This window comes from Mycobacterium sp. ITM-2016-00317, from assembly GCF_002968295.1.
GTDB lineage: Bacteria > Actinomycetota > Actinomycetes > Mycobacteriales > Mycobacteriaceae > Mycobacterium.
This window is the reverse complement of sequence record NZ_CP134399.1, coordinates 2301045-2321583: the sequence shown is the minus strand read 5'-3', so window position 1 is coordinate 2321583 and position 20539 is coordinate 2301045. Positions and strand designations below refer to the sequence as shown.

Below are 20539 nucleotides of genomic sequence, written 5' to 3'. Positions count from 1 at the left end.
ATGGCCCCACCGACGCCGCGACACGACGACGGCCGGTGGCGCGCGGCCGGCGAGCGCATGGAGACGCTGATCGACGGGATCGGTGCGAGCGGGGCGGCAGCGCGGGCGCGGGCCGAGAATCTGGTCCGTGAGGTGACCGATCTCTACGGCGCCGCGCTGGAGCGGATGACCGACCTGGCGGTGACCGCGAAACCCGAACTGGCCCAGGAGTTTGCCGACGACGACCTGATCGCCAGCCTGCTGCTGGTGCACGGACTGCACCCGCACGGTGTCGAGCGTCGGGTCGCCGACGCGCTGGCGGGGGTGCGGCCCTATCTGGGCTCCCACGGCGGGGACGTCTCGCTGCTCGGGGTCACCGACGGCGTGGTGCGGTTGCAGCTGCTGGGCAGTTGCAAGACCTGTCCGTCCTCCTCGGCGACGCTGGAACTGGCGGTGCAGGACGCGGTCCGCGCAGCGGCACCGGACATCGAGGCGATCGAGGTGGTGGCGGCCGAACCGGACCCGGGATCGGCCATGATCCCGGCGAGCTCGCTGATGAGCCGGGTCCGGGCCGCAGGCGGCCCGGCCCGGTGGATACCGGTGCCGCAACTGACCGAGCTGGTCGAAGGTGAGATCGGCGGCTTCCGGGTGGAGGACATGTCCGCGCTGGTCTGTCGCGTGGGCGGGTCCGTGTTCGCCTACCGCGACCGGTGCCCGGCCTGCGCCGGGTCGCTGGCCGGGGCCGCGTTGACCGGCGCCGTGCTGCACTGTCCCGGCTGCGGAGCGGGGTTCGACGTGGTGCACGCCGGTTGCGGCGTGGGCGGCGACGGGCACCTACAGCCGATCCCGGTGCTCGAACGCAGCGGTGTGCTCTCGCTGGCGGTGTCCGCGCCCGCGGAGGTGGCCTGATGGCGGGGACGTTCGACGTGCTGTCCCGGATTCGGGCCGACCAGGCCACCGCCCGGCCCGCCGGTGAGCGGTGCGAGATGTGCGCGGAGCAGGTCAGCGCCGAACACCGCCATGTGGTCGACATCGACGGCCGGCGGCTGATGTGCGTCTGCCGGGGCTGCTATCTGCTGTTCACCGATGCGGCCGCGACGTTGCGGTACCGCGCCGTGCCGGACCGCTACCTCGCGTTCCCGGACTTCGCGATGGACCGCGCGCTGTGGGAGAGCCTGCAGATCCCGGTCGGTCTGGCGTTCTTCTTCCACAACTCCGCGCTGGGTCGCACGGTCGCGCTCTATCCCGGCCCGGCGGGTGCCACCGAGTCCGAGCTGGATCTGCAGGCGTGGAACGATGTTCGCGCCGCCGACCCGCGGGTGGACCATCTGGCCGCCGACACCGAAGCCGTGCTGGTGCGCACCGCCGAGCGCGCGGCGCCCCGCGGTTACCTGGTCCCGATCGACGCGTGTTACGAGTTCGTCGGCCTGGCTGCGCATGCTGTGGCACGGATTCGACGGCGGCCGGGAGGCACAGGATTTCGTCGACGAGTTCTTCGCCCTCCTCGACGAGCGCGCCGCGGCGGTGCCACGCCCATGACCGAGGTCCACTTCGACGTCGTCGACATCGCACCGGAGCCCTATGCCGTGACCCCGGTCCTGACCGCCCGCATCGGCATCACCTCCGACGGGCCGGATCCGGTGCACGCCGTCGCGCTGCGCTGTCAGGTCCGGATAGAACCGTTGCGGCGGACCTACTCCGAGGCCGAGGCGGACGGGCTGACCGACCTGTTCGGCACCCGGGACCGCTGGTCGGCGACTCAGCAGACCTTCTTGTGGCAGCACACCTCGGCGGTGGTGCCCGGCTTCACCGGGGACACCGTCGCCGAACTGCCGCTGGAGTGCACCTACGATTTCGAGGTCAAAGCCGCCAAGTATCTGCTCGCCCTCGACGGGGGCACGGTGCCGCTGCGATTCCTGTTCAGCGGCACGGTGTTCGGGCGGGGCAACCAGAGCTTCAGCGTCCGGCAGGTGCCGTGGGACCGCGAGCAGCCCTTCGACATGCCGGTCTCGGTGTGGCGTGATCTCATCCGGCTGCACTACCCGGGCACCGGTTGGGTGCGCCTGACGCGCGAGGCCATCGACGCGTTGGCCGCCTACCGCTCCGCGCGCGGGTTGCTCGGCTTCGACGAGGCGATCACCGAACTGCTCGCCGCCGCACCGGAACTGCGATGAACGCCGGATGGGACCGAGCCCGCGCCGTCGCCGACGCCGTGCTCTACGAGGGCTACCTGCTCTACCCCTACCGCGCCACCTCGGACAAGAACCGATCCCGTTGGCAGTTCGGTGTGCTGGGTCCGCCAGGCGCCGAGCAGGCGGGCGTCGGTGAGAACTCATCGCTGAGCGCGCAGATCCTCATCGAGCCGCAGGGTGAGCCTCGGCTGTCCGGGGTGGTGCGCTTCCTGCAACTGCAGCACCGGGCCGTGCAGGAGTACGCCGGTGGCCGCTACCGCGAGGTCGACGAGCTGCGGGCGGGCGCGCACCGATGGCTGAGCTGGGACGAGGCGGTCGAGTGCGAGATCGCGCTGGGTCCACTGGACGCCGCGGACATCCTGAACACCGTGGACTTCACCGTGCCCGCGGGCACCGATGTCGAGACCGTCACCGGCGGCAGGCTGGTGCGTGAGCGCCGCGAGCTGCGGGGGCGGCTGCTGATCCGCGCCGAGCCCGACGACGGCCTGCTCCGGCTGACCGTCGAGGTGCACAACACCGTCGCGCCGGCCACCGACCGGGCCGCGGCGATCGCGACCTCCCTGATCGGGGCACACCTGCTGCTGGAGATCAGCGGCGGCCAATTCGTGTCGCTGCTCGAACCGCCCGACACGGCGGCAGGCGCGGCGGCGCGGTGTGGCCGGCACCGGTGCTTTCCGGTGCTCGCCGGCGCGCCCGGTGACCACCACCTGGTGCTGGTCTCGCCGATCATCCTGTACGACCATCCCGAGATCGCCGAACAGAGTCGCGGCGACCTCTACGACTCCTGCGAGATCGACGAGATCCTGACCCTGCGGGTGATGACGATGACCGACCAGGAGAAGGCACAGGCCCGCGCGACCGACCCGCTGGCGGCCCGGATCATCGACCGCTGCGACGCGATGTCCCCCGAGGAGATGCTCGACCTGCACGGCGTGCTGCGCGATCCGCACGCCGGGCCGCCGTCGCCGATCCCGGAGGTCCCCGCCGGTACGGACTGGTGGGATCCGGAGGCCGACAACGCGGTCCGTCCCGAGCTGGACGCGGTCCTGGTCGACGGCACCCGGGTCGCCCGGGGCAGCCGGGTCCGGCTGCACCCGTCGCGCCGCGCCGACGCCCAGGACTTCTTCTACGCCGACCGGACCGCGCTGGTCACCTCGGTGCACGCCGACGTCGACGGCGGCACCCACATCGGGGTCGTCCTCGACGACGATCCGGCGGCCGATCTGCACGACTGGTACGGCCGCTACCTGTACTTCGCCCCGGATGAGGTGGAACCGCTGGCCGGAAGGAGTTCGCCATGGAGGTAATCGGTCGGATCACGGTGGGGGTGCTGGTCGTCGCGGCCCTCGCCGCGGTGCTGATCGGGGTGCAGTCGCTCCCCGATGTGCAGCGCTATCTGAAGATACGCCGGATGTGACCGGCGAGGAGTCCTCATCACGCCACGGATCCTGGTAGCCGGTATCGGCAACATCTTCCTCGGGGACGACGGCTTCGGCCCCGAGGTCATCCGCCGCGTCCCGCGCCGGCTCGCCGGGCCGGACATCCAGTTGACCGACTACGGCATCCGGGGCATGCACCTGGCCTACGACCTGCTCGACGACTGGTCGGCGCTGGTGCTCGTCGACGCCGTCCCCGACCGCGGCGCGCCCGGCACGCTGCACGTGTTCGAAGTCGATCACCGGTCCCTCACCACCCGTGCCGGTCTGGACGCCCACGCGATGGATCCCGGCGCGGTGTTCGCCGGCCTGGCCGCGCTCGGCGGGTCGGCCCCGCCCACCGTCGTCGTCGGATGTGAGGTCGCCGTCGTCGAGGACGGCATCGGTCTGTCGGCGCCCGTCGCGGCCGCGGTGCCCGCGGCCGCGCGCGCCGTCGAGGACGTGCTGGTCCTCCTGCGGGCGCACCCCCAGGCGGAAGGGGCCTGACATGTGTCTGGGCATTCCGGGACAGGTCGTCGGCATGGTGGCCGGGTACGGCGACCAGCTCGCGCTCGTCGACGTCGCCGGCGAGCACCGCAAGGTCAACATCGGCATGCTGCCCGAGGAACGCTTCGCACCCGGGGACTGGGTGATCATCCACATGGGGTTCGTGGTCGAGAAGACCGACGCGGCCGGTGCGGAGGCGGCGCTGGCCGGTCTGGAACTGATGGGCCGGGGCCTGGCCCGACGAGGACGAGCCGTGACCGGCCGGCGGCGGGTGCGCGTCGAAGTGCACGGTGTGGTGCAGGGCGTGGGGTTCCGGCCCTTCGTCTACACCGGGGCCACCGCGCTGGGACTGTCCGGCTCGGTGCGCAACGACAGCACCGGGGCCGTGGTCGAACTGGAGGGCGCCGCCGACGACATCGACGGGTTCCTGGCCCTCCTGCGGGAGCGCCCGCCGCCGCTGGCAGTCATCGAATCCGTTGACGTGCAATCTGTCCCGCTCATCGGCGGCACCGGTTTCACGATCGCGGACACGTCCCGCACCGGCGGCGGCCGCACGCTCGCCTCCCCCGACGTCGCGATGTGCGCCGACTGCGCCGCCGAGCTGCGCGACCCGGACGACCGCCGTTACCGGCACCCGTTCGTCAACTGCACCAACTGCGGTCCGCGGTTCACCCTCATCGCCGCGCTGCCGTACGACCGGTCGTCCACGACGATGGCCGACTTCCCGATGTGCCCCGACTGCACGCGCGAGTACTCCGACCCCGCCGACCGCCGGTTCCACGCCCAGCCGGTCTGCTGCCCGGGCTGCGGACCGACGCTGCGCTACCGGGACGGCGACGGGCACGAGACGCCCGGGACGGCTGGGCTGCGCGCGGCACGGCGGCTGTTGCGCGCGGGCGGGGTACTCGCGGTCAAGGGTGTCGGCGGATACCACCTCGCGTGCGACGCGGCCGACCCGGCAGCGGTGACCGCGCTGCGCGCCCGGAAACGCCGCGGCGACAAGCCGTTCGCGGTGATGGTGCCCGACCTGGCCGGGGCACGCGCCGTCGCCGACGTGGACGCCGCGTCCGCGGCGCTGCTGCAGGGTCCGGCCCGGCCGATCGTGCTGATGCCCCGGCGCGCGGGCGCCGCGGTCGCCGACGTGGTGGCGCCGCGCAACCCCGACCTCGGGGTGCTGCTGGCCTACACCCCGCTGCACACGCTGCTCTTCGGGATCGACGGTGACGAGCCGGGGCCGCAGGTGCTGGTGATGACGTCGGGGAACCTCGGCGGCGAACCCATCTGCTTCACCGACGACGATGCCCTGGAACGCCTTTCGGGCCTGGCCGACGGCCGGCTGTGGCACGACCGAGCCATCCTGACACCATGTGACGACTCGGTGATGCGCGCCGACACCCCGCTCCGGCGCTCCCGCGGCTACGCCCCGCTGCCGATCGCGCTGCCGGTCGCGGTGCCGCCGACACTGGCCGTGGGCGCCGACCTGAAGAACACCCTGGCCGTCGCCGAAGGCAGGTACGCCTGGCTGAGCCAGCACATCGGCGACATGGACGATCTGGCCACGCTGTCGGCCTTCGACTCCGCGCAGCAACACCTGAGCCGGCTCACCGCCGTCGACCCGGAGGTGCTCGTCGCCGACGCCCACCCGCGGTACCGCTCGACGGCGTGGGCGCACCGCAACGCCGCAGGCCGGGTGCGCCTCGTGCAGCACCATCACGCGCACATCGCCGCGGTGATGGCCGAGCACGGCCTGGACGGCTCCGACCGCGTCCTCGGGTTCGCTTTCGACGGAACGGGTTACGGGCCCGACGGGGCGATCTGGGGCGGCGAGGTCCTGCTGGCCGACTACAAGGGCTACCAGCGCCTGGCCCGGCTGTGTTACGTCCCGCTGGCCGGCGGTGACGTCAGCGTGCGGCGCCCGTACCGGATGGCGCTGGCGCACCTGTGGGCCGCGGGCCTGCCGTGGACGCGGGATCTGGCTCCGGTGCGCGCCTGCCCCGCCGACGAACAGAGGGTGCTACGCCACCAGCTCGAGACGGGCCTGGGCTGCGCACCGACCTCCAGCATGGGCCGGTTGTTCGACGCGGTGTCCGCACTGGCCGGGGTACGTCAGGTGGTCGACTACGAGGCGCAGGCCGCGGTCGAACTCGAAGGCCTGGCCCGCGAGAGCGATTGGGGCGGCACGGCTTACCGGTTCGCCGTCGGCACCGCGGACTCCACCGCGCTGATCGACCCCGCGCCCGTGCTGAGCGCGGTGGTCGACGACGTCCGCGCCGGGGTCACCGCGGGCGTGATCGGCGCCCGCTTCCACCGTGCCGTCGCGGCGCTGATCCTCGACGTCGCCGCCGCGAATCCCGGGCACACCGTGGCGCTGTCCGGCGGCGTGTTCCAGAACGCCCTGCTGCTGCGCACCGCCCGCACCCTGCTGGGCGACCACGGATTCGACGTGATCACCCACCGCATGGTGCCGCCGAACGACGCGGGCCTCGCGCTGGGACAACTACTGGTGGGCAACGCCGTCTGAAAGGAGGAGGCCGATGTGTCTTGCAGTACCGGGCAGGATCGTCAGCATCGAGGAACGGGACGGCACGCTGATGTCGGTCGTCGACTTCGGCGGCGTCCGCAAGGACGTGTGCCTGCAGTACCTCCCCGACGCCGAGATCGGCCACTACGTGGTGGTGCACGTCGGGTTCGCCCTGCAACGGCTCGACGAGGAGTCCGCGACCCGCACCCTGGCCGAGTTCGAACACCTGGGCGTGCTGGCCGAGGAGTTCGGCGACGGCTTCGAGGCGGCCGCCCGGCAGGCCGGCGCCGCCAACCCCGCACGCAACGGGTCGGAGGTGACCCCGTGAAGTACCTGGACGAGTTCAGCAATCCCGAGCTGGCCAGAAGGCTGATCGACCAGATCACGTCGGCCGCCACCCGGCGCTGGTCGATCATGGAAGTCTGTGGCGGCCAGACACATTCGATCATCCGCCACGGCATCGACCAGCTGCTCCCCGATACCGTCGAGATGATCCACGGGCCGGGCTGCCCGGTGTGCGTCACGCCGCTGGAGGTGATCGACAAGGCACTGGAGATCGCGTCCCGCCCCGAGGTGATCTTCTGCTCGTTCGGCGACATGCTGCGGGTGCCGGGCAGCGAGAAGGACCTGTTCCGCGTCAAGAGCGAGGGCGGCGACGTCCGCGTCGTCTACTCGCCGCTGGACGCGCTGACCGTCGCCCGCGACCACCCCGACAAACAGGTGGTGTTCTTCGGCATCGGATTCGAGACCACCGCCCCCGCCAACGCGATGACGGTGTACCAGGCCAGACGGCTCGGCATCGAGAACTTCTCGCTGCTCGTCTCGCACGTGCTGGTGCCCCCGGCGATCGCGGCGATCATGGAGTCCCCGTCGTGTCGCGTGCAGGCGTTCCTGGCCGCCGGACACGTGTGCACGGTGATGGGCACCGCCGAATATCCGCCGCTGTGCCAGAGATACGGGATCCCGATCGTGGTGACCGGATTCGAACCGCTGGACATCCTCGAAGGCATCCGGCGCACGGTGGTGCAGCTGGAATCCGGCCGGCACGAACTGGAGAACGCGTACCAGCGGGCGGTGCAGGACGACGGCAATCCGGCCGCGAGGGCGATGCTGCTGGACGTGTTCGAGGTGACCGACCGGGCCTGGCGCGGCATCGGCGTGATCCCCGGCAGCGGCTGGCGACTGTCGCAGGCCTACCGCGACTTCGACGCCGAGCAGCGATTCGCCGTCACCGGCATCCACACCGAGGAGTCCGCGGTGTGCCGGTCCGGCGAGGTGTTGCAGGGCCTGCTCAAACCGCACGAGTGCGCGGCGTTCGGCACCCGGTGCACACCGCGAAATCCGTTGGGGGCCACCATGGTCTCGTCGGAGGGCGCCTGCGCGGCCTACTACCTGTACCGGCGGCTCGAGGTGACCCATGCCTGATCCGGAGCCGCAGCCGACCGTGGATCTGCAGGCGTGGGTGTGCCCGGTCGCCCTGCGCGACGCGCCCAACATCGTGATGGGACACGGCGGCGGCGGCGCGATGTCCGGTGAACTCATCGAGCAGCTGTTCATGCCGGCGTTCGGGCCCGCGGCCGACGCCGGGCTCGGGGATTCGGCGGTCGTCGACATCGGCGGCGCGCGACTGGCGTTCTCCACCGACTCGTTCGTCGTCAAACCGATGGTGTTCCCGGGCGGCACCATCGGCGATCTCGCGGTCAACGGCACGGTCAACGACCTGGCGATGGCCGGCGCCGTGCCCAAGGTGCTGTCGACGGCGTTCATCCTCGAAGAGGGCACCCCACTCGACGAACTGGCCAGGATCGCCCAGGCCGTCGGGACGGCGGCGCTGGCGGCGGGGGTGAAACTGGTCACCGGCGACACCAAGGTCGTCGACTCCGGTCACGGCGACGGCGTGTACATCAACACCGCGGGCATCGGGCTGGTCGACGACCGCACCGACATCCGTCCGCAGCGCGCGCGGCCGGGCGATGCGGTGATCGTCAGCGGCGACCTCGGCGTCCACGGGGTCGCCGTGCTGAGCTGCCGCGAAGGGCTGGAGTTCGGCACCACGGTGGCCAGCGACACCGCCCCGCTGCACGGTCTGGTGGCCGCGATGATGGCCACCGGCGCCGACCTGCACGCGCTGCGCGATCCGACGCGGGGCGGGCTGGCCGCCACCCTCAACGAGATCGCCAGGGCCGCGAAGGTCGGGGTGTCGATCGACGAACGCGCGCTTCCGATTCCGTCGCAGGTGCGCGATGCGTGCAGCATGCTCGGCCTCGATCCGCTCTATGTCGCCAACGAGGGCAAGCTCGTCGCGTTCGTGCCCGCCGCCGACGCCGACCGGGTGCTCGCCGCGATGCGCGCGCACCCGCTGGGTGCCCGGGCGGCGGTCATCGGTACCTGCGTCGGCGACCACCCCGGCATGGTGGTGGCCCGGACGGCGCTGGGCGGCACCCGGGTGGTCGACCTGCCCATCGGCGAACAGCTCCCCCGGATCTGCTGACGTGGTCCCGGCAACCCGATACCCGACCGGTCGCAGCCGTCCCGGCCACGCGCTGTTCACCCGGTTCGCCTACCCGCCCAACGAACTCGGCTACTGCGGGCCGCAGGACACGCATGCGCTGCTGGACGCCGGTGACCAGATGGCCGCGGTGGCACGCGAATTCGACGGCGCGTGGCCGTACCTGCAGGCGATCGCCGATGCGACCGGGAGCGCCGATCCACTCGACGCCGAGGTGGTGCACAGCTACTGGGTGGGCGGTCCGTCGCTGGACGCGGTGGACGCGGCGACGCTGCTGGAGCGGCTCCGGTCGGCGTTCGCCGGGCAGGTGACCGGGCTGCTCGGCGACCTCCCCGCCGGGGCGCCCGCGTCGGCGCACCACAGCTTCCACGTGCTGGTGGTCTATCCGTGGGTGCGTTTCCTGGACCGGGACCCGGGCACCGCGCTGGGCGTCCTGCAGAACTGCCGGATCCGCTGGGGCACAGTGATTTCGGTGGACGACGAGCATGTGGTCCTGGACACCCGGCCGCTGGCCCTGCAGGACGGCGGCCTGCGCCTGGCCGAACCCGTCACCGAGCGGGTGCGGTGGCGTCGCGGGGCGACCGCGCTGACCGCGGCACCCGAGGCCGGAGACGTCGTCGCCGCCCACTGGGACTGGGTGTGCGGGTCGCTCACCGACGCGGACGCGGCGGCGCTGACGACTGCGACGCAGGCCACGCTGGAGCTGGTGAACGCGACCAGAAGACGATCATGAACTGCGAAGACGTCCGGCGGGACGGTTTTGCTGAGCACCTCCGGGGAATCCGCCCCGGCGGTATGGCCGCGTACACGGCGGCCGGTGAGGAGTGAGTCCCATGAACGCGAGCGGATCCCGGGACACCGGGTCAGATCAACCGTCGGGCGGACCGGCGAACCGGCCGTCCGGCGCGATCGAGGACGCCGAGTCGGTGCCCAGTCACGGCGAACCCGGCGAGCGCGACTTCGAGACAGGCTTCACGACGGACCCGCCGCGTGACGTCCAGCCCGAAGTGCCGCCTTACGCCGGGCGTAAAGAGTCGGCCGACTCCGGGCAGGACACCGCGCGGCACGGCGCCAGGGTCGGAGGGGCGACCGCCCCCACGACGGATCCAGACTACAAATCCCCGGCCCCGGCCGACACCCCCGGCGGCGCCACCGCCTCCCCCGCGCAGGAGGAACCGGCGGCGCAGGCCTCGGAAGGTCAGCGCGACGACGACAGCGTGGGCCCGTCCCACACCCCCGGCACCGGGCGCGGGGAGCAGAAACGCTGACGGGTCACCACTGGTCGCGCGGGACATCGAAGTCCGCGCACAGCGCCCGCCACACCTCGCGGGGATCGACACCGTCTTCGATGGCCTGCGCGGGCGTGCGTCCACCGATGCTGGTCAGCACGTGGTCCACCAGCATCGACGACGCCCGTGCCGCACCGAACTGTCCCTCGACGAGCACCTGGAATTCCGTCAACCGCACACCGACAAACTACGCCGGGGCCCCTATCGCGGCGTGGCACACCCGTACCGGATCGGCGACACCTGCCACGCCTGCGCCGGCCCGCCTCGCGGCCTCCCGGTAACCCGGCGAGCCGAGGACCTCCCGCACCGCGCCGGCCAGCGCCGCCCCGGTCAGCGGCCGGACCAGCTGCGCGCTGCCTTGCCGGACAACACGATTGGCGATCTCCCACTGGTCGCCTCCGCCGGGGACGACGACCATCGGGACGCCGGCCAGCAGCGACTTGGCCACGGTCCCGTGCCCGCCGCCGCAGATCAGCAGGTCCGCCTGCGCCAGCAGTGCGTCCTGCCTGCCCAGACCGACCACCGCCCACGGCGGCACCGCGGCGTCGGGTCCGTCGAGGCGAGACACCACCACTCGGGCCCCCGCCGGTAGCGCGTCACCGGGCACCAGCGCGCTCAGCGCGACCTCGGCCATGCCGTCGGCACCGGTGGTCGCGGTCGACGGGGCCACCACGACGACCGGGCCGTCGCCGGCGGGCAAGGCCAGCACCTGCGTCGTCGGCTCGTAGTGCAGCGGGCCGACGATGACGGCCTCGGTGGGCCAGTCGGGGCGGGGCACCTCCAACGCGGGCAGCGTCGCGATCAACCGGCGGACGGGGCCGGGGTCGTCGGCGGGCAGCCCGATCCCGGCGCGCGCCTCGGCGCGCTGCCGCAGCCCCTCCCGCCAGGACTTCGCGCTCAGCGCCCGCAGCACGGTGTCGCGCAGCCTGCCCCGCAGCCCGGTGCCCGGCGCCAGCCCGCTGCCGATCGGGGGCAGCCCCTTCGACGGGCGGTACAGCGGGTGGGTGTTGAGCTCCACCCACGGCACGCCCAGCAGGTCGGCGGTCAGCCCGCCGCACGCGGTGATCGAGTCCGAGACCACCAGATCCGGTGCCAGCTCGGCGATCACGTCGCGGTTCAGCACGGCCATCCGCGCGGCCCGGTGGTGGATCTTGGCGCCTGCGTCGGCGTCGTCGTCCTCGGCGGTCGGGTCCAGGCCGAGCAGTTCGACCGCGTCGAGGCCCTCGCGGCGCGCCGTGTCGAGCCATCTCGTGCCGGTCAGCAGCGTCGGCGAATCTCCGGCCGCCACGAATCTCTGGCACAGCGCGATCGCGGGGAACGCGTGCCCCGGATCCGGTCCCGCGACCACGGCTACGCGCATGCGGGCTACCCTGCCACACCACCCGCGGTTAGGCTCGGGCGATATGACCGACGACGCCCCTGATCCGCTACTGCCGATCGCGACCGACCACACCGCCACCGTGCAGAAGTTCCTGTTCGCGATGGCCGAGCAGGACTTCGACACCATCGAATCCCTGGCCGCCCCGGACCTGGTCTGGCAGAACGTGGGCCTGCCGTCCATCCGGGGCCGCAGCCGGATCATGAAGCTGCTGCGCCGTGGTGAGGGGAAGTTCGGGTTCCTGGTGAAGTTCCACCGGATAACTGGCAGCGGCGGCACGGTCCTCACCGAGCGCACCGACGCGCTGATCTTCGGACCGCTGCGCCTGCAGTTCTGGGTGTGCGGCACGTTCGAGATCAACGACGCCGGCCAGATCACGCTGTGGCGGGACTACTTCGACTTCCTCGACGTGATGGTCAAGGCGCCGTTGCGAGCCATCGCCGGACTGGCGGTGCCATCGCTGCGCCCGACGTTCTGACCCGCCGCCCCGGGGGTCAGGCCTGCCGCAGCCGGCCCAGCTCGTCGAACGCCTGCGCCCAGGCGGTGAGCCGGTCGGTGGCCATCCCGAGCTGATCGCGGTGCCTGCGCTGCACCATCGGCGAGCTCGACAGCTGACCCGAATTCGCCGCTGACACCAATTGCGCTGCCGCGGAGACCATCTCGTTGTACTGACGGGCGCCACGGTCGAGCTGGGTGGTGAACGCGGCAATCGTCGGGCTGAGGTAGTCGCGGGAATGCGGGGCGGCCTTGGCGGCTTTCTCCATCGACACCACCTCGGCGGCGGTGGCGGCCATCGTCGCCGCGGTCTGTTCGGCGGCCACCCGCATCTCCAGAAGTTCGGCCGCGGGCAGCATCTGACCGCGCTCCATCACCCCCAGCAGCGAGAACAGCCCCCGCTCCGAGGCCGCCAGCGAGGCCATCGGCGCGCGGGCCGCCGAACCCCAGGCCGGCAGGCGGCGGGAGACGCGCTGCGGCGGCAGCGGTTCACCGCGCAGCCAGCGGTAGCGCAGGAACGCCAGCGTGGCCAGGAACGCCGCGCCGACGGCGATCGGCGACGGGATGAACAGCGCCCACACCGGGGTGCTCCAGGACGCGACCAGCGCGGTCACCGCGAGCCAGAACAGTGCCGACACCGTGAAGAACACCCCGAGCCGCAGCGCCCAGCGCCGCTTGCGCAGCAGTTTGGCGCGCGGGTCCGCCGCGGCGTTGAGCTTCTCGGCCATCAGTTCCGACCACTCCGCGGCTGTGTCGATGCCGCGCTGGGTCAGCGAACGCCAGGCTTCGGGTCGGTTGGTCCGGGTACTCACGTCACACTCCGCAGGATGTTATTGGGACAGCGGGTTTTCCGGTGTCGGGTTGGCGGCCGGGGTGGCCGGGGTCTCCTGGGCGGCCGGGGTGGTCCCGCCTGCGGGCAGCTGCTCACCGCGCATGGACGCCCGGATCTGCTCGAGCCGCGAGTGCCCGGCCATCTGCACGCTGGCCTGCTGGACCTCCATCATCCGGCCCTGCACCGAGTTCTGGGCCAGCTCGGTCGCGCCCATCGCGTTGGCGTAGCGGCGCTCGATCTTCTCGCGCACCTCGTCGAGGCTGGGGGTGGAGCCGGGCGCGGAGAGCTCGCTCATCGACCGCAGCGACGAGCTGACCTGCTCCTGCATCTTGGCCTGCTCGAGCTGGGACAGCAGCTTGGTGCGCTCGGCGATCTTCTGCTGCAACACCATCGCGTTCTGCTCGACGGCCTTCTTGGCCTGCCCTGCGGCCTGCAGCGCCTGGTCGTGTAAACCCTTGAGATCCTCGACGCTCTGCTCGGCGGTCACCAGCTGAGCGGCGAACGCCTCGGCGGCGTTGGTGTAGTCGGTGGCCTTGGTGGCATCACCTGCGGCGACGGCCTGGTCGGCCAGCGTCAGCGCCTGCCGGACGTTGACCTGCAGCTTCTCGATGTCGGCGAGCTGGCGATTGAGCCGCATCTCCAGCTGGCGCTGGTTACCGATCACCTGTGCCGCCTGCTGCGTCAGCGCCTGGTGTTGGCGCTGGGCATCCTCGATGGCCTGCTGGATCTGCACCTTCGGGTCGGCGTACTCGTCGACCTTCGAGCTGAACAGCGCCATGAGGTATTTCCACGCCTTGGTGAACGGATTGGCCATGTGTTCGTTCCGCCTTCGTGTCTGTCGAATGGTGTCGCCTGTATCGGGAAGTACCTGCACCCCAACTTATCGGTTCGGCGCAGATCGCCACACCCCTGCCGGGGAACCGGTCAGGCCACCGCCATCGACACCACCTGCGGAATGACCACCTTCGTGCTCGCGTCGATACCGGCGGTGCTCGCCGCCCGGGCGGCATCCGCCGCGACCCGGGACTCCTGGAGGGCGAGTTCGTCACCGGCTTCGGTCAGCACCCACGACAGCGGCACGTCCAGCGCACCGCAGATCGCGCTGAGCAGCTCGCTGGAGGCCTCCTTGCGGCCGCGCTCGACCTCGGACAGATAGCCGAGGCTGACCCGCGCCGAGTCCGAGACCTCCCGCAGGGTGCGGCCCTGCTCGACCCGGGCGCGACGCAGCACGTCGCCGATGACCTCGCGCAGCAATGTCGTCATCGCGCGCCCCTTCCGATTGCTGTGGGTTTGCTCTTCACGTCCAACGCCCGACGGCGCCGGGATGGTTCCCGATCCCGGGCCCGGATGTCCCAGCGACCGCCGCAGGCCCGCGGTCAGCGACCAGCGGGGCGTCCACGCCAGTCCCGCACCGCAGAGACGAAGTAGTCCACCCCGGTGGTCACGGTCAGCACCACGGCGGTGAGCATGATCACCCACGCCGCGGTCAGCCAGCCGTCCGACAGCGGCAGGATGAAGAGGCCGATCGCCACCGCCTGCACGAGCGTCTTGATCTTGCCGCCCCGGCTGGCCGGGATCACGCCGCGGCGCAGCACCACCAGCCGCAGCACCGTGACCCCGAGCTCGCGGACCAGGATCACCGCGGTCACCCACCACGGCAGGTCGCCGAGCAGGGACAGCCCCACCAGCGCCGACCCGATCAGCGCCTTGTCGGCGATCGGGTCGGCCAGCGTGCCGAACTCGGTGACCATGCCGTAGCTGCGGGCCAGCGCCCCGTCGAAGTGGTCTGTGATCACCGCCACCGCGAAGATCGCGAACGCGGTTACGCGCCACGTCGTTTCGTGGCCGTCGCCGACGAAGAGCGCGACCAGGAACACGGGCACCAGCAGCATCCGGATACCCGTGAGCATGTTGGCGAGGTTCGCGACCCGGGCACGGGGAACCACAGGATCGGTATGTGGTTGGCCCGGCACCGACACAGAATACTTGTTGCCCTTGCCGATACTCTTCGGTGCATGAGCGCAGATCCGGACGCATCCGCCGGTCAGCTGCTGGTGCGCCGCGCCACCACCTCGGACGTGCCGGGAATCAAGGCCCTCGTCGACATCTACGCGGGCAGGATCCTGCTGGAGAAGAACCTGGTGACGCTGTACGAGTCCGTGCAGGAGTTCTGGGTCGGCGAGATCGACGGGGAGCTGATCGGCTGCGGGGCGTTGCACGTGCTGTGGGCCGATCTCGGTGAGGTGCGCACGGTGGCGGTGCACCCGAAGGTGCGCGGGCGCGGTGTCGGCCATGCGATCGTCGACCGCCTGCTGACGGTGGCCGCCGAACTGCACCTGCAGCGGATCTTCGTGCTCACCTTCGAGGTGGACTTCTTCGCCCGGCACGGTTTCGCCGAGATCGAGGGCACCCCGGTGACCGCGGAGGTGTACGAGGAGATGTGCCGCTCCTATGACACCGGCGTCGCCGAGTTCCTCGACCTGTCCTATGTGAAGCCCAACATCCTGGGCAACACCAGGATGCTGCTCACCCTCTGAACCCCGCTGGGGTCAGAAGCCGGGGTCGTCCGCGTCGTCGGCGTCGCCCCCGTTGGCGTCGCTGCCGCCGCGGATCAGCGCCAGGGTGCCCGCCAGCTCGTCGGGCTTGACCAGCACCTCGCGCGCCTTCGACCCTTCCGAGGGCCCCACGATCCCGCGGGTCTCCATCAGGTCCATCAGTCGGCCGGCCTTGGCGAAACCGACGCGCAGCTTGCGCTGCAGCATCGAGGTCGAGCCGAACTGCGACGACACCACCAGCTCGACGGCCTGCAACAGCACGTCCATGTCGTCGCCGATGTCCGGGTCGACGTCCTTGCGCTCGCCGGCCTTGACCGCGGTGACGCCCTCGACGAACTCGGGCTCGGCCTGGTCCTTGGTGGCCGTGACGACCGCGTGGATCTCCTCGTCGGTGATGAACGCACCCTGCAGGCGCAGCGGCTTGTTCGCGCCCATCGGCAGGAACAGCCCGTCGCCCATGCCGATCAGCTTTTCGGCGCCAGGCTGGTCCAGGATGACGCGGCTGTCGGTCAGCGACGACGTCGCGAACGCCAGCCGTGACGGCACGTTGGTCTTGATCAGGCCGGTGACGACGTCGACCGACGGCCGCTGCGTGGCCAGCACCAGGTGGATGCCGGCCGCCCGCGCCTTCTGGGTGATGCGCACGATCGCCTCTTCGACGTCGCGGGGCGCGGTCATCATCAGGTCGGCGAGCTCGTCGACGATCGCCAGGATGTACGGGTAAGGCTTGTACTCACGGTTGCTGCCGAGCGGGGCGGTGATCTCCCCGGAACGCACCTTCGCGTTGAACACGTCGATGTGGCGCACCCGCGAGGCCTGCATGTCCTGGTAGCGCTGCTCCATCTCCTCGACCAGCCAGGCCAGCGCGGCGGCAGCCTTCTTCGGCTCGGTGATGATCGGCGTGATCAGGTGCGGAATGCCTTCGTACGGTGTCAGTTCCACCATCTTGGGGTCGATCAGGATCATCCTGACCTCGTCCGGGGTGGCGCGGGCGAGCAGCGAGACCAGCATCGAGTTGACGAAGCTGGACTTACCCGAGCCGGTGGACCCTGCCACCAGCAGGTGCGGCATCTTGGCCAGGTTGGCCGAGATCATCTCGCCCTCGATGTCCTTGCCCAGACCGATCACCAGCGGGTGGTGGTCGGAGCGGGTCACCGGGTCGGTGAGCACGTCGGCCAGGCGCACCATCTCGCGGTCGGTGTTGGGCACCTCGATGCCGACGGCCGACTTGCCCGGGATCGGCGCGAGCATGCGCACGCTCTCGGTGGCCACCGCGTAGGCGATGTTGCGCTGCAGCGCGGTGATCTTCTCGACCTTCACGCCGGGCCCGAGTTCGACCTCGTAGCGGGTGACGGTCGGGCCGCGGGTGCAGCCGGTCACCGCGGCGTCCACCTTGAACTGCTGCAGCACCGAGTTGATGGCGTCGGTCATGTGCTGGTTGGCCGCGGTCAGCCGCTTCGGCGGATCCCCGGCGATGAGCAGGTCCAGCGGGGGCAGCGTGTACGGCCCCTCGACGACCCGGTCCAGCGTCAGCTTGGGCTCGGGACGCGGCTTCTTGCGCGGACGCGCGGCGGCCACCGGAGCCGGGGGCGCGGGCTCCTCCTCCTCGAGCGGGTAGTTGTCCATCGGCGTGCCGGTGGGACCGGCGGGCTTGTCCAGCGGCTCGGTGGGCTGGTTCGCGGTCGGCCAGGCCTCGGCCTCGTCCTTGGCGGGGTCCACCTCGTCGTAGTAGCCGTCCGACAGGTCGTCGACGACGGCGGCGCTGCGCCGGGTGTCGGCGGGCGAATCGCCGTCGTCCTCGTACTCGCCGTCGTAGTCGTCGTACTCGTCGTCGTAGTCACGCTCCCAGCGCGTGGTGAACATGTCCCGCACGACCGAGGGCACCTCGCGGATCGTCGTGCCGGTGACCAGCAGAACGCCGAACAGCACGCCGATGAACAGCAGCGGCGCGGCGATCCAGGGGGTCAGCCCGTCGGAGAGCGGCCCGCCGATTGCGAAGCCGAGGAATCCGCCGGCGTTCTGACGCGCGTCCGGGTCCTGCGGCGCACCCGACCACAGGTGCCACAGCCCGAGGGCGGGCAGCGCGACCATGGCGAAGCCGAGGATCAGCCTGGGCCGGGACTCCGGGTCGGGCTCCGAGCGCATCAGCATGACCCCGACGGCGGCCAGGACCACCGGCACCAGCACGACCGCCGCGCCGATGACCACCCGCACCACGGTGTCGATCCAGGCCCCGACCGGCCGGGCGGCGTCGAACCAGGAACTCGCGGCCACCACCACCGCCAGCCCGAGCAGCGCCAGGGCCAGGCCGTCGCGCTGGTGACCGGGCTCCAGTTCGCGCGCCCGGCCCACCGACCGCGCGGTGCTGCCCGCACCCTTGGCCACCATCAGCCAGCCGGCACGCACGCCGCGGCCGACCGCGGTCCCGGCCGCGGCTACCGGCGACGGACGCCGGCTGGGCGCCTTACGGCGCGGAGCCGCCGGCCGAGATGACCGGGACCCGCTCCGCGAAGGCGTCTTTGCCCTGCTCGGACGGGCTGCGGATCGCGCTGCGGTCTTACTCGCCATGGGAGCCAGCCTAGTCCCAAAGGTCACAGATGCACCATCTGCCACACTGGTCACAGATTGGTGACGGTCGCCTGACCTGCACGTGAGCCAATGTGACCCGCGGCACGTTCGCTGAGTAAGGTGGACAGCTGTCCAGAATTGTTGTTGCGAGGAGCCCGTATGCCTGTCGTCGTCATCGCCACCATGAAGGCCAAGCCCGAATCCGTCGATGCGGTCCGCGCCGCGTGCCAGACGGCCATCGAGGCCGTGCACGGCGAACCCGGCTGCGATCTCTACGCGCTGCACGAGGCCGACGGCACCTTCGTGTTCGTCGAACAGTGGGCCGACGGGGATGCGCTGCAGAAGCACAGCGCCGCCCCCGCGGTGGCCACCCTGTTCGGCACCGTCGGCGAGCTGCTCGACGGCGCGCCGGACATCAAGATGCTCCAGCCCGTGGTGGCCGGCGACCCGGCCAAGGGCCGGCTGCGGCCTTAGCGGGAAATCATAGGAGCGGGAAATCGCAGGAGCGGGACATCATGGGTGAACTGAGCGGCAAGGTCGCCTTCATCACCGGTGCCGCCCGGGGCCAGGGCCGCGCGCACGCGGTGAAACTGGCCGCCGAGGGCGCCGACATCATCGCGCTGGATCTGTGCGCACAGATCGACTCGGTCCCCTATCCGCTGGCCACGCCGGAGGATCTGGCCGCCACCGTCAAACTCGTCGAGGACGCCGGCGCGCGCATCGTCGCCCACGAGGCCGACGTGCGCGACCGTGACGCGGTGAAGGCCGCGGTGCGCGACGGCACCGAGAAGCTGGGCGGCCGCCTCGACATCGTGATCGCCAATGCCGGCATCGCACCGATGGCCGCCGCCGACGCGTGGCAGGACGTGATCGACGTCAACCTCACCGGCGTCTACAACACCATCGACGTCGCGATGAAGCCGATGATCAAGTTCGGCAACGGCGGATCGATCGTGCTAACCAGTTCGGTCGCGGGCCTGATCGGCCTCGGCGCCCCGATGGCAGGCTCGGTCGGCTATGCCGCCGCCAAGCACGGCATCGTCGGCATCATGCGGGTCTACGCCAATTTCCTTGCCCCGCACAGCATCCGGGTCAACTCGGTACACCCGTCGGCGGTGAACACCCCGATGATCGACAACGAGTTCACCCGTTCCTGGCTGGACGGGATGGCCCAGCAGAGCGAGGGCGGGCCCGACATGGGCAACGCGTTGCCGGTGTCGGCACTGGAACCGGAGGACATCGCCAACGCGGCGTTCTGGCTGGTGTCCGACGCCGCCCGCTACGTCACCGGGGTCACGCTGCCGGTCGACGCGGGGTATATCAATAAACGATGACCGCCCCGAACGCCGCCGCGCAGACCGCCTTCGGGCCGATGGTGCTGGCGGCGATCGAGCACAACGAACCGGCGCCGCGGCGACTCGTCGACGACGACCTCGCGGCATCGTTCCTGCCCACGCACCTGCGCCTGCTGGTGCGAGCCACCCGCTCCGGTGCCGTCCGCCGGGCGGTGCACGCGGCCACCGAACGGTCCGGGCCGGGACTGTGGGCCGGCATCGCCTGCCGCAAGCGCTACATCGACGAACGCCTGTCGGATCCGCTGAACGTCACCGACTCGGTGGTGGTGCTCGGCGCCGGTCTGGACACCCGCGCCTGCCGGATCGCACGCCACGGTGACCTTCCGGTGTTCGAGGTCGACCAGCAGATCAACATCGACCGCAAGGCCGCCGTGCTGCAGCGGGTGCTCGGCGGCACCCCGGCCTCGGTGCGCCTGGTGCCGGTCGATTTCGAACAGGACCTGCTGATCCCGGCCCTGGAGGAGCACGGCTACCGCCCCGAGCAACGCACGTTCTTCATCTGGGAGGGCGTCACCCAGTACCTGAGCCCGGAAGCCGTGCAGGCCACGCTGGCCCAGCTGGGCGGCGCCGCGCCCGGCAGCAGGCTGATCTTCACCTACATCCGCCAGGACTTCATCGACGGCGCCGACCTGCATGGGGCCGACGCGGTGTACCGCCGGTTCCGCGGCCGCCGCCAGGTGTGGCGGTCCGGGATGGTGCCCGAGCTGGTCGGTGAGCGGCTGGCCGAACACGGCTGGCGCCTGGTCGAGCAGGCCGGTCCGAGCTACTTCCGCGACACCTACATCCGCCCGACCGGCCGCACCGTGCGCGCCTCCCCCATCGAGTGGACGGTGCTGGCCGAACGCTGAGTTCGAACGCCGCCGTCGCAGGTCGGCGTAGCATCGGCGGTGTCGGGGGCTCGTCGAGCCGGTCGCCGACTAGGCCGTTGCCGGTCGCTGGGGAGC

Annotated in this window: 23 protein-coding genes and 1 pseudogene; 17 read left to right on the top strand and 7 right to left on the bottom strand. The window is 71.2% G+C overall.

What is annotated here, in order from left to right; all coding sequences use genetic code 11:
* The 12 genes and pseudogenes from C6A87_RS11100 to C6A87_RS11050 all read left to right on the top strand — a co-directional run bounded on the left by C6A87_RS11100 (position 1) and on the right by C6A87_RS11050 (position 10391).
* Positions 1-888: a NifU family protein gene (locus C6A87_RS11100; protein ID WP_311117271.1), complete on the top strand. Its 888-nt coding sequence runs from the start codon at positions 1-3 to the stop codon at positions 886-888.
* Positions 888-1518, top strand: a pseudogene (locus tag C6A87_RS11095) (DUF5947 family protein). The gene C6A87_RS11100 and the pseudogene C6A87_RS11095 overlap by 1 nt, the downstream one beginning before the upstream one ends.
* Positions 1515-2153 carry a DUF6084 family protein gene (locus tag C6A87_RS11090; protein ID WP_311117270.1) on the top strand — a complete coding sequence of 213 codons (639 nt, stop codon included), beginning with the start codon at positions 1515-1517 and terminating at the stop codon, positions 2151-2153. Before C6A87_RS11095 ends, C6A87_RS11090 begins: the two are co-directional and overlap by 4 nt.
* Positions 2150-3478, top strand: coding sequence for a hypothetical protein (locus tag C6A87_RS11085; protein WP_311117269.1), 1329 nt, complete (start codon positions 2150-2152; stop codon positions 3476-3478). The genes C6A87_RS11090 and C6A87_RS11085 overlap by 4 nt, the downstream gene beginning before the upstream one ends.
* Positions 3469-3588, top strand: a complete 120-nt coding sequence (locus tag C6A87_RS29190; protein ID WP_396837039.1) for a DUF6893 family small protein — start codon at positions 3469-3471, stop codon at positions 3586-3588. The genes C6A87_RS11085 and C6A87_RS29190 overlap by 10 nt, the downstream gene beginning before the upstream one ends.
* A gap of 16 nt (positions 3589-3604) precedes the next feature.
* Positions 3605-4093, top strand: a complete 489-nt coding sequence (locus tag C6A87_RS11080; RefSeq protein WP_311117885.1) for a hydrogenase maturation protease — start codon at positions 3605-3607, stop codon at positions 4091-4093.
* A 1-nt stretch (position 4094) separates the two neighbouring features.
* Positions 4095-6614 (top strand): carbamoyltransferase HypF, encoded by a 2520-nt coding sequence (gene hypF / locus C6A87_RS11075; RefSeq protein ID WP_311117268.1) that lies wholly within the window; start codon positions 4095-4097, stop codon positions 6612-6614.
* A gap of 13 nt (positions 6615-6627) precedes the next feature.
* Positions 6628-6942: a HypC/HybG/HupF family hydrogenase formation chaperone gene (locus C6A87_RS11070; protein ID WP_311117267.1), complete on the top strand. Its 315-nt coding sequence runs from the start codon at positions 6628-6630 to the stop codon at positions 6940-6942.
* On the top strand, positions 6939-8039 hold the full coding sequence (gene hypD, locus C6A87_RS11065) for a hydrogenase formation protein HypD (protein WP_311117266.1): 1101 nt from the start codon (positions 6939-6941) through the stop codon (positions 8037-8039). The genes C6A87_RS11070 and hypD overlap by 4 nt, the downstream gene beginning before the upstream one ends.
* Entirely contained in the window at positions 8032-9105 is a 1074-nt protein-coding gene (hypE, locus tag C6A87_RS11060; RefSeq protein ID WP_311117265.1) for a hydrogenase expression/formation protein HypE, read from the top strand. Before hypD ends, hypE begins: the two co-directional genes overlap by 8 nt.
* A gap of 1 nt (position 9106) precedes the next feature.
* Positions 9107-9856: a DUF6390 family protein gene (locus C6A87_RS11055; RefSeq protein WP_311117264.1), complete on the top strand. Its 750-nt coding sequence runs from the start codon at positions 9107-9109 to the stop codon at positions 9854-9856.
* Between the two features lie 100 nt (positions 9857-9956).
* Positions 9957-10391, top strand: coding sequence for a hypothetical protein (locus tag C6A87_RS11050; RefSeq protein WP_311117263.1), 435 nt, complete (start codon positions 9957-9959; stop codon positions 10389-10391).
* Between the two features lie 4 nt (positions 10392-10395).
* Here the strand turns inward: C6A87_RS11050 and C6A87_RS11045 are convergent, their stop codons facing one another.
* Positions 10396-10590 (bottom strand): DUF3046 domain-containing protein, encoded by a 195-nt coding sequence (locus C6A87_RS11045; protein ID WP_311117262.1) that lies wholly within the window; start codon positions 10588-10590, stop codon positions 10396-10398.
* A 9-nt stretch (positions 10591-10599) separates the two neighbouring features.
* Entirely contained in the window at positions 10600-11772 is a 1173-nt protein-coding gene (locus C6A87_RS11040; RefSeq protein ID WP_311117261.1) for a nucleotide disphospho-sugar-binding domain-containing protein, read from the bottom strand.
* Positions 11773-11815: 43 nt separating this feature from the next.
* Here C6A87_RS11040 and C6A87_RS11035 point away from each other — a divergent pair, with 43 nt between their 5' ends.
* Positions 11816-12268: a limonene-1,2-epoxide hydrolase family protein gene (locus C6A87_RS11035; RefSeq protein ID WP_311117260.1), complete on the top strand. Its 453-nt coding sequence runs from the start codon at positions 11816-11818 to the stop codon at positions 12266-12268.
* Positions 12269-12284: 16 nt separating this feature from the next.
* Here the strand turns inward: C6A87_RS11035 and C6A87_RS11030 are convergent, their stop codons facing one another.
* The 4 genes from C6A87_RS11030 to pgsA form a co-directional block, all read right to left on the bottom strand.
* Complete coding sequence (locus tag C6A87_RS11030) at positions 12285-13097, bottom strand: phage shock envelope stress response protein PspM (protein WP_311117259.1); 813 nt, start codon at positions 13095-13097, stop codon at positions 12285-12287.
* An 18-nt stretch (positions 13098-13115) separates the two neighbouring features.
* Positions 13116-13931: a phage shock protein PspA gene (pspA, locus tag C6A87_RS11025; RefSeq protein WP_311117258.1), complete on the bottom strand. Its 816-nt coding sequence runs from the start codon at positions 13929-13931 to the stop codon at positions 13116-13118.
* A gap of 110 nt (positions 13932-14041) precedes the next feature.
* The gene (gene clgR / locus C6A87_RS11020) at positions 14042-14380 is read right to left on the bottom strand and encodes a transcriptional regulator ClgR (RefSeq protein WP_311117257.1); all 339 of its coding nucleotides are present in this window, start codon (positions 14378-14380) and stop codon (positions 14042-14044) included.
* A 113-nt stretch (positions 14381-14493) separates the two neighbouring features.
* The gene (gene pgsA / locus C6A87_RS11015) at positions 14494-15090 is read right to left on the bottom strand and encodes a CDP-diacylglycerol--glycerol-3-phosphate 3-phosphatidyltransferase (protein WP_311117256.1); all 597 of its coding nucleotides are present in this window, start codon (positions 15088-15090) and stop codon (positions 14494-14496) included.
* 42 nt (positions 15091-15132) lie between these two features.
* On the opposite strand from pgsA, the gene C6A87_RS11010 reads away from it, so the two are divergent.
* Entirely contained in the window at positions 15133-15654 is a 522-nt protein-coding gene (locus C6A87_RS11010; protein WP_311117255.1) for an amino-acid N-acetyltransferase, read from the top strand.
* A 12-nt stretch (positions 15655-15666) separates the two neighbouring features.
* Here C6A87_RS11010 and C6A87_RS11005 read toward each other — a convergent pair whose 3' ends face one another.
* Positions 15667-18240 carry a DNA translocase FtsK gene (locus C6A87_RS11005; protein WP_311117254.1) on the bottom strand — a complete coding sequence of 858 codons (2574 nt, stop codon included), beginning with the start codon at positions 18238-18240 and terminating at the stop codon, positions 15667-15669.
* A 159-nt stretch (positions 18241-18399) separates the two neighbouring features.
* On the opposite strand from C6A87_RS11005, the gene C6A87_RS11000 reads away from it, so the two are divergent.
* From C6A87_RS11000 to C6A87_RS10990, 3 genes are read left to right on the top strand one after another with little or no spacing between them, the layout of a single operon-like run.
* Entirely contained in the window at positions 18400-18714 is a 315-nt protein-coding gene (locus C6A87_RS11000; protein ID WP_311117253.1) for a putative quinol monooxygenase, read from the top strand.
* 41 nt (positions 18715-18755) lie between these two features.
* On the top strand, positions 18756-19574 hold the full coding sequence (locus C6A87_RS10995) for a mycofactocin-coupled SDR family oxidoreductase (RefSeq protein ID WP_311117252.1): 819 nt from the start codon (positions 18756-18758) through the stop codon (positions 19572-19574).
* Positions 19571-20443 carry an SAM-dependent methyltransferase gene (locus C6A87_RS10990; RefSeq protein ID WP_311117251.1) on the top strand — a complete coding sequence of 291 codons (873 nt, stop codon included), beginning with the start codon at positions 19571-19573 and terminating at the stop codon, positions 20441-20443. The genes C6A87_RS10995 and C6A87_RS10990 overlap by 4 nt, the downstream gene beginning before the upstream one ends.
* The last annotated feature ends 96 nt before the right edge of the window (positions 20444-20539 follow it).

What these genes read in the sequence shown, in the direction of transcription:
- C6A87_RS11100 (WP_311117271.1), top strand. Translation starts at nt 1, where the DNA reads ATGGCCCCACCGACGCCGCGACACGACGACGGCCGGTGGCGCGCGGCC.
- C6A87_RS11090 (WP_311117270.1), top strand. Translation starts at nt 1,515, where the DNA reads ATGACCGAGGTCCACTTCGACGTCGTCGACATCGCACCGGAGCCCTAT.
- C6A87_RS11085 (WP_311117269.1), top strand. Translation starts at nt 2,150, where the DNA reads ATGAACGCCGGATGGGACCGAGCCCGCGCCGTCGCCGACGCCGTGCTC.
- C6A87_RS29190 (WP_396837039.1), top strand. Translation starts at nt 3,469, where the DNA reads ATGGAGGTAATCGGTCGGATCACGGTGGGGGTGCTGGTCGTCGCGGCC.
- hypF (WP_311117268.1), top strand. Translation starts at nt 4,095, where the DNA reads ATGTGTCTGGGCATTCCGGGACAGGTCGTCGGCATGGTGGCCGGGTAC.
- C6A87_RS11070 (WP_311117267.1), top strand. Translation starts at nt 6,628, where the DNA reads ATGTGTCTTGCAGTACCGGGCAGGATCGTCAGCATCGAGGAACGGGAC.
- hypE (WP_311117265.1), top strand. Translation starts at nt 8,032, where the DNA reads ATGCCTGATCCGGAGCCGCAGCCGACCGTGGATCTGCAGGCGTGGGTG.
- C6A87_RS11050 (WP_311117263.1), top strand. Translation starts at nt 9,957, where the DNA reads ATGAACGCGAGCGGATCCCGGGACACCGGGTCAGATCAACCGTCGGGC.
- C6A87_RS11040 (WP_311117261.1), bottom strand. Translation starts at nt 11,772, where the DNA reads ATGCGCGTAGCCGTGGTCGCGGGACCGGATCCGGGGCACGCGTTCCCC.
- C6A87_RS11035 (WP_311117260.1), top strand. Translation starts at nt 11,816, where the DNA reads ATGACCGACGACGCCCCTGATCCGCTACTGCCGATCGCGACCGACCAC.
- pspA (WP_311117258.1), bottom strand. Translation starts at nt 13,931, where the DNA reads ATGGCCAATCCGTTCACCAAGGCGTGGAAATACCTCATGGCGCTGTTC.
- clgR (WP_311117257.1), bottom strand. Translation starts at nt 14,380, where the DNA reads ATGACGACATTGCTGCGCGAGGTCATCGGCGACGTGCTGCGTCGCGCC.
- C6A87_RS11010 (WP_311117255.1), top strand. Translation starts at nt 15,133, where the DNA reads ATGAGCGCAGATCCGGACGCATCCGCCGGTCAGCTGCTGGTGCGCCGC.
- C6A87_RS11005 (WP_311117254.1), bottom strand. Translation starts at nt 18,240, where the DNA reads ATGGCGAGTAAGACCGCAGCGCGATCCGCAGCCCGTCCGAGCAGGGCA.
- C6A87_RS11000 (WP_311117253.1), top strand. Translation starts at nt 18,400, where the DNA reads ATGCCTGTCGTCGTCATCGCCACCATGAAGGCCAAGCCCGAATCCGTC.
- C6A87_RS10995 (WP_311117252.1), top strand. Translation starts at nt 18,756, where the DNA reads ATGGGTGAACTGAGCGGCAAGGTCGCCTTCATCACCGGTGCCGCCCGG.
- C6A87_RS10990 (WP_311117251.1), top strand. Translation starts at nt 19,571, where the DNA reads ATGACCGCCCCGAACGCCGCCGCGCAGACCGCCTTCGGGCCGATGGTG.